The sequence below is a fragment of the Pseudomonas sp. genome (assembly GCF_049645325.1).
Lineage (GTDB): Bacteria > Pseudomonadota > Gammaproteobacteria > Pseudomonadales > Pseudomonadaceae > Aquipseudomonas.
Window position 1 is genome coordinate 1 of the sequence record NZ_JBARTQ010000236.1, and the last position, 6,657, is coordinate 6,657.

At 60.1% G+C, this 6,657-nt stretch carries 6 protein-coding genes; 4 read left to right on the forward strand and 2 right to left on the reverse strand.

All coding sequences use genetic code 11. The features are described 5' to 3' along the window. The first annotated feature begins 413 nt into the window (after window positions 1-413). From WBB95_RS10155 to WBB95_RS10165, 3 genes are all read left to right on the forward strand, one after another. Entirely contained in the window at window positions 414-872 is a 459-nt protein-coding gene (locus tag WBB95_RS10155) for a YkvA family protein (protein ID WP_424487460.1), read from the forward strand. Between the two features lie 93 nt (window positions 873-965). Further along, window positions 966-1,304: a helix-turn-helix domain-containing protein gene (locus WBB95_RS10160; RefSeq protein WP_424487461.1), complete on the forward strand. Its 339-nt coding sequence runs from the start codon at window positions 966-968 to the stop codon at window positions 1,302-1,304. Then, entirely contained in the window at window positions 1,301-1,672 is a 372-nt protein-coding gene (locus WBB95_RS10165) for a hypothetical protein (protein ID WP_005786715.1), read from the forward strand. The genes WBB95_RS10160 and WBB95_RS10165 overlap by 4 nt, the downstream gene beginning before the upstream one ends. Here WBB95_RS10165 and WBB95_RS10170 read toward each other — a convergent pair. Beyond that, window positions 1,669-3,438 carry a bifunctional diguanylate cyclase/phosphodiesterase gene (locus tag WBB95_RS10170; RefSeq protein WP_424487462.1) on the reverse strand — a complete coding sequence of 590 codons (1,770 nt, stop codon included), beginning with the start codon at window positions 3,436-3,438 and terminating at the stop codon, window positions 1,669-1,671. The two genes, WBB95_RS10165 and WBB95_RS10170, sit on opposite strands and share 4 nt — an antisense overlap. A gap of 118 nt (window positions 3,439-3,556) precedes the next feature. Then, window positions 3,557-5,638: a carboxy terminal-processing peptidase gene (locus WBB95_RS10175; RefSeq protein WP_424487463.1), complete on the reverse strand. Its 2,082-nt coding sequence runs from the start codon at window positions 5,636-5,638 to the stop codon at window positions 3,557-3,559. A 138-nt stretch (window positions 5,639-5,776) separates the two neighbouring features. On the opposite strand from WBB95_RS10175, the gene WBB95_RS10180 reads away from it, so the two are divergent. Further along, window positions 5,777-6,657: zinc-binding dehydrogenase (locus WBB95_RS10180; protein WP_424487464.1), on the forward strand; the 881-nt coding region annotated here is incomplete at its 3' end.

Consider the following 6,657-nt stretch of genomic DNA (forward strand, 5'->3'; position numbering starts at 1 on the left):
AGTTTCGCAGGTTGCAGATACGACAACGCCCCGTCTAGACGGGGCGTTGTCGTATCTGCAACCTGCGAAACTATAAAGGTGAGAGCCGGCTTGCCTGCGATGCAGGCAACTCGAACTTTCAGGTACGCCGTGTTGAAGCAATCGCAGGCAAGCCAGCGCCCACGCGCGAGCCTTTGCAAATCCAACCGAACGTCTGAATTCACCGGCAGTCTGATATAAGACCCCAGTACGGGTAGCCGCACATCTACGCCAAGTCAATGAAATCTTGGGTTTTTTTTATGTGCGCAAAAAATGCCCGATCTGACTGCAAGCCTTGTAGTCCGTGGCTTTCAGCCATGAAAACAGGCTCTGTTCACAAGGTTATCCACAATTTGTGTGGATAACCTTTCTGTCGTATGGAACTGGAGTGACGCATGAAACCACCTTTCAATTTCACCCGTTTCCTGCCAATGGCCGCGCGATTGCTCGGCCGTGGCCGTTTGCCGACGCTGTTGTTTGCCGTCGCAGCCAAGGGCTCAAGCCAGGGCAATCGCCTGGGCAAGCTCAAGGATGATCTCAAACTGTTGCAGGCCCTGTGTCTGGCCTACTGGCGCGGTGAGTACCGCGCGATCAGCCCCAAGGCGCTGATTTCGGTCGTGGCGGGGCTTATGTACTTTCTCAGCCCGATTGATGCGATCCCGGATTTCATCCCGGTGTTCGGCATGCTCGATGACATTGCCGTGCTGGCATGGGTCATGAAGACCCTGGACGGCGAGCTGAGCGCCTTTCGCGCGTGGCGCGACGCGCAGCGCCCGGAAAAACTTGCAGTGGTTGAGCGCCTTCCCGCGACCCCTGAGCTGCTGACTCAGGAAAACCCGCAAAAAAACCGATGACACGTATATCCCCCTGCGACCTTTGTGGCTGTTAGGATTACACTTCTAAGGAAAGAACTTACTTAGTAAGTGATGTAATCCTACGGGGCACTCATGGATATTCAGATCATTTCACGCGATGGCAAACCCGAGTACGCGGTGTTGCCATGGGACCAGTACCAGGCGCTACTAAAAGCAGCCGGTCAGCCACAGCCCACTCTTGCGCCTTCTCCCGCTGTCACCGCCGCCCCCGAGCAGGACGTGCGCCCGCTCGCTGACCTGCGCGGCCTGCGCGAGGCTAAGGGCCTGGCCGTCGAAACCCTGGCCCGCACCGTGGGCATCAGCCCTTCGTACCTTGGATTGATTGAAAGTGGTGAGCGCCAGCCGGATGCCGCGATACGCCGCAGCCTGGCCTGGGAATTGGGCGTTGCAGGTTGGAGGGATGAATCTTGAGCCTACGTATCAGCCGTCAACATTGGGATGGGCTTCTCAATGAACTCGACCAGGCGCGCCGCCAGCGCCATCTGCTGACCTACCGCGCGCTGCTGGAGCGCCTGCAATTCCCCACGCCCGCCATGCAAACCCTGGCCGCCGCACTTGAACACTTGGCCGCGCTGGATGCCAAGGCCGAGCAGCCGCTGCGCAGTTCCCTGGTGATCAGCCAGGGCGCCAGCCGCCTGCCGCGTACCGGTTTTTTTGAGTGTGTGGAGCGCCTTGGGCGTTTCAGCGGGCCTTCCGATGGCGTGGCCGCCGCCTCGTGGCACGCCTCGGAAGTGGTGCGCGTGTTCGAGTACGAGTACCCGGAATCTGCCGAGGCCTAAAGCGCCTGCGGCAGCACGTCCAGGCTGTCGATCACATGGATGCTGTAGCCGGCCACGTTCTTGGCGTGATGCTTGGCTTGAGACGCCAGCTCCGCCAGCTGGCTGGCATCGAGTTGTGCACAGGCCTGTGGATATAAATGCACCACGCCAATCGACAGTGACAACAACGCGAACTCCTGCCGCACGCCTTGGCGGTTCAACGCCACGAAGCAGCCGGCGTCGAGGTGTTCGGCGCGGTAGAAACGTCGGCATTGAGTATGGAAGTCGTCGAGCAGTTGGTTAAGGCGTTTGCGCCAATCCTGCGGGCCGAGTACCAGCAAAAAATCATCGCCGCCGATGTGCCCGACAAAATCGCGGCTGGGGTCGACCCGGTCGTTCAAGCATTGCGCCAGGCACAGCAACACCTCATCCCCGCGCCCGTAGCCATAGATATCGTTAAACGGCTTGAAGCTGTCGATATCCACGTAGCAGATCACCGACTCTCTTTGTTGCTGCAGCAGCCGTGTCAGGCATTGCTGAATCGGCACATTGCCCGGTAGCAGGGTCAGCGGGTTGGCATAGCGCGCCTGCTGGATCTTCAGCTCGGTGATCAGCTTGAGCACGTCGATCACCCGACCCAAGCCCAAATAATCGCCGTTGAGCGTGATGATGAAATCTTCTTCAATCCGTTGCCGCGCGCGGCTGGTCAGCAGGCGGCTGACTTGTTGCAGCGACTGGCTGAGCTCCACGGCGAGGAAATCATCACTCATCAAGCGGCTGATGGGCTTGCGCGCGAACAGGTCGGTCGCAAACGGCTTGAGCAATGCGTCGGACAATGAATGCCGATGCACAATGCCCACCGGGCGGCCGCGCCCGTCCAGCACAGCCAGCGAGTTGAGGTTGGCCTGGCGGCGAAAGGACTCCAATACCTGGGCAGTGGCCGTGTCCTGGCCCACCGCCGGTTGTTCGTTCAGCAAGGCGCTCAAGTCGCTGCCTTCTTCGCTGAGGGCGATGTTGGCGTTGTCCGGTTTGGGCAGCATCTGGCGGGCTTCGTGGGGCGGCTGTTCCTGGGGGCGGCAAAGCAGGTAGCCCTGCACCAGGTCGACGCCCATCTCCATCAATACCGCGAGTTCCTCTGGCAGCTCAATGCCCTCGGCAATCACCTGGGCCCGGGACGCCCTGGCAATTTGCAGGATGGAGCCGACAAATTCGCGCTTGAGCGCGTCTTGGTGGATGCCGTCGATAAAGTGCCTGTCGATCTTCACATAGTCCGGGCGCAGCTCCGACCACAGGCGCAGGCTGGAATACCCCGCGCCCAAGTCATCCAGCGCGATGGCAAAGCCCATGTCGCGGTAATGGTGCAGGGCGGTTTGCAGCAGGTCGAAATCGTCGGTGGGTGTTTGCTCGGTGAGTTCGATCACCACTTGGCTGGGTGGAATGCCGAAGTCACGCAGCAGTTGCAGGGTGCGACCCGGCTGGTGCGCGGTTTCCATCAGCGATTCCGGCGAGATATTCAGAAAGAGCTTGCCCGGCAGTTTCTGTTCGCTGAAGCGTCGGCAGGCACTTTCACGGCAGGCCATTTCCAGTTCGCTCAGGCGCCCGGCATGGCTGGCCACGGAGAACAGCGCGACGGGGGAGTGCAGCGGGCTGTTGGACGGGCCGCGGCTGAGGGCTTCATAGCCGAGGATGCGGCGTTCAGAGAGGCAGATGATCGGTTGGAACAGGCTGTGCAAACTGCCTTGAGCCAGGATTGAGCCCAATGCATTCAGCTGTTCGGTCATGGTCATGGCGATCTCGATCGAAAAAAAAGGACCGCAGGCGTTGAGCCTGCGGTCCTTCATTTCACGACAGAATGATGTCTATATGATGACACTCCGGGGAGCGATCACATTAAATTGCCATCATTTACTGCTTGGCCACCTGCTTGCTGATTTTCAGGTAGTCCAGCAGGATCCGGCCTGTCTCGGCCAGGTAGGCGTCGTCTTCCGGCTTAGTTTTTTCCGCCTCGGTTGGCAGCGCATCTTCATCTTCTTTCTTCAGCTCTTTGAGCGGGTCTTCACCTTTAGCCTTGCGGCGGGTGTTTTCCAGTACGAGCTGCTGGTTTTCGATGCTGGTGTGCTGTGCGCGACGGTCCGCTTCATTGAGGCTGACGGTTTTCTCTTCCATCAGCTTCTTGGCCAGGGCCAGTTTGTCGCGGATGAACACGAACTCGGCATCCTTGGCGGAGCGGGTGTCGTGATCAGCTTTGAGCTGCGTCAGGAACGGTTTGAACGGGTCCGACGCCGGCTTGATCGCGGGACGGATGGTGTCCCACGGCATGGCTTCGGGCAGGGCGCTCTCGCCGATTTCCTTGGTGTCGATGATCGACGGGAAGTCGACATCCGGCAGCACGCCCTGATGCTGGGTGCTCTGCCCGGAAACCCGGTAGAACTTGGCCAGCGTCAGCTTGAGCTCGCCATGGTTCAGCGGCTGGATGGTCTGCACGGTACCTTTGCCGAAGGTCTGGCCGCCGATGATCAACGCGCGGTGGTAGTCCTGCATGGCACCGGCGAAAATCTCCGAAGCCGAAGCCGAGAGGCGGTTGACCAGCAACGCCATCGGGCCTTTGTAGAAGGCGCCCGGGTTCTCGTCTTCCAGCACGTCAACACGGCCGTCAGCGTTGCGTACCAACACGGTCGGGCCTTTGTCGATAAACAGGCTGGTCAGCTCGGTGGCTTCCTGCAGGGAGCCGCCGCCGTTGTTGCGCAGGTCGATGACCACGCCGTCGACTTTGTCTTTCTGCAGTTCGGTGAGGATTTTCTTCACGTCGCGGGTGGTGGACTTGTAGTCCGGGTCACCCGCGCGGAACGCTTTGAAGTCCAGGTAGAACGCCGGGATCACGATCACACCCAGCTTGTAATCCTTGCCATCCTGCTTGAGGTTGAGGATTTGCTTCTGCACAGCCTGGTCTTCGAGCTTCACCGCTTCACGGGTGATGGACACGATCTTGCTGGTCTGGTCGTTCGGCGCATTGGTGTGCGGAATCACTTCCAGGCGCACCACGCTGCCTTTCGGCCCGCGGATCAGCTTGACCACTTCGTCCAGGCGCCAGCCGACCACATCGACCATCTCTTTGTCGGCCTGGGCCACGCCGATGATCTTGTCAGCCGGGGCAACCTGCTTGGTCTTGTCCGCCGGGCCTGCTGGTACCAGACGCACGATCTTCACCTGGTCGTTGTCGCTTTGCAGGACGGCACCGATGCCTTCCAGCGACAGACTCATGTTGATATCGAAGTTTTCCGCGTTATCTGGCGACAGATAATTGGTGTGCGGATCGTAGGACATCGCGAAGGTGTTGATGTAAGCCTGGAAGATATCTTCGGCACGGGTCTGGTCCAGACGTGCCAGCTGATTCTTGTAGCGCTTGGTCAACAGCTCTTGAATGGCCTTAGGCTCTTTGCCGGCGATCTTCAAGCGCAGCACTTCGTCCTTGACGCGTTTGCGCCACAGGTCGTCAAGGGCCGCGGTGCTGGTCAGCCAAGGCGCGTCCTTGCGGTCCACCAGAAGGGTTTCCTTCTGGGTGAAGTCGAGCTTGTCGACGCCTTTGTCCAGCTCACCCAAGGCGAAGTCCAGACGCGCTTTGACGCGGTCCAGGTAACGCTTGTAGATGGTGAACCCGGGCTGCAGGTCGCCGCTCTTGAGGAAATCGTCGAACTGCGTCTTCCACTTGTCGAACTCAGCGATGTCGCTGGCCAGGAAGTAGCTGCGCGACGGATCCAGCAGCTTGAGGTAGCTGTCGTAGATGATCACCGAGCGAGCGTCGTCCAGCGGCGGCTTGCTGTAGTGATGGCGCTTGAGCAACTCGACAACGTTAAGGCTGGCAATCACCTCATCGCGATCAGGCTGAAGGTTGTCCCAGCTGTTGGCTGCGAACGTATTGGTCGACATCGACGCGAAGCCGAGACCAATGAAAAAAGCGAGGGCGGTGCTGGGGAACAAATGCTTCATGCTGATTCGACGCGGGGGCAATTGATAACGCATATTAGGCCGTCTTTGAGGGAGCCGGTTCCATATGATCCGGTCGCATAATGCAAAAAGCCCGACGCTACAGCTTCGGGCCCAGTCCAGACTCACTATGGAGGCACTGTGAAAGCATTGCAAGGCGTTGACGGTCACGTGGAGTGGTTGGATGAAACACGTCCTGCCTGTGATGTAGGCCAAGTTCGCATTCGTGTGGCGGCAGCGGGGCTTAATCGCGCCGATTTATTGCAGCGTGCGGGGCTCTATCCGCCACCGCCCGGCGCCAGCCCTGTACTGGGTCTTGAGTGCTCCGGGGTGATCAGCGAAGTCGGTGCGGGTTCGTCCTGGCAGGTCGGCGATCGCGTCTGCGCGCTGCTGGCCGGTGGCGGCATGGCTGAAGACGTGGTGGTGGATGCGCGCCACGTGCTGCCGGTGCCGGAAGGGTTGTCGTTGATCGAAGCGGCGGCATTGCCTGAGGTGTACAGCACCGCGTGGTTGAACCTGTTCCAGCTGGCGGGCCTCAAGCCCGGCGAGAAGGTGTTGCTGCATGCCGGCGCCAGCGGCGTGGGCTCGGCGGCGATCCAGCTGTGCAAGGCGTTTGGCAGCCCGTGCTGGGTCAGCGTCGGCTCGGCAGAACGCCTGGCGTACTGCGAAAACCTGGGCGCCCAGGGCGGCGTGGTGCGTACCGACGGCATTGAGGGGTTGCGCGATTTCGGGCCGTTCGACGTGATTCTTGACCCCGTCGGCGGCGACTATGCTGCGCTGGACCTCAAGCTGCTGGCCCTGGATGGTCGCTGGGTGTTGATCGGTTTGATGGGCGGGCGTGATGCGCAGTTGGACCTGGCGCAGGTGCTGGGTAAGCGTATTCAACTGCTCGGCTCGACCCTGCGCAGCCGCAGTGATCAATTCAAGGCCGATCTGTTCAGTGACCTGAGCCAGCATGTGTGGCCGCTGTTTGCTGAAGGGCGCTTGAGCCCGCAATTGGCCAAGACGTTACCGATCAAGGA

Coding starts and splice junctions, on each gene's coding strand:
- WBB95_RS10155 (WP_424487460.1), top strand. CDS start 414: ATGAAACCACCTTTCAATTTCACCCGTTTCCTGCCAATGGCCGCGCGA.
- WBB95_RS10160 (WP_424487461.1), top strand. CDS start 966: ATGGATATTCAGATCATTTCACGCGATGGCAAACCCGAGTACGCGGTG.
- WBB95_RS10170 (WP_424487462.1), bottom strand. CDS start 3,438: ATGACCATGACCGAACAGCTGAATGCATTGGGCTCAATCCTGGCTCAA.
- WBB95_RS10175 (WP_424487463.1), bottom strand. CDS start 5,638: ATGAAGCATTTGTTCCCCAGCACCGCCCTCGCTTTTTTCATTGGTCTC.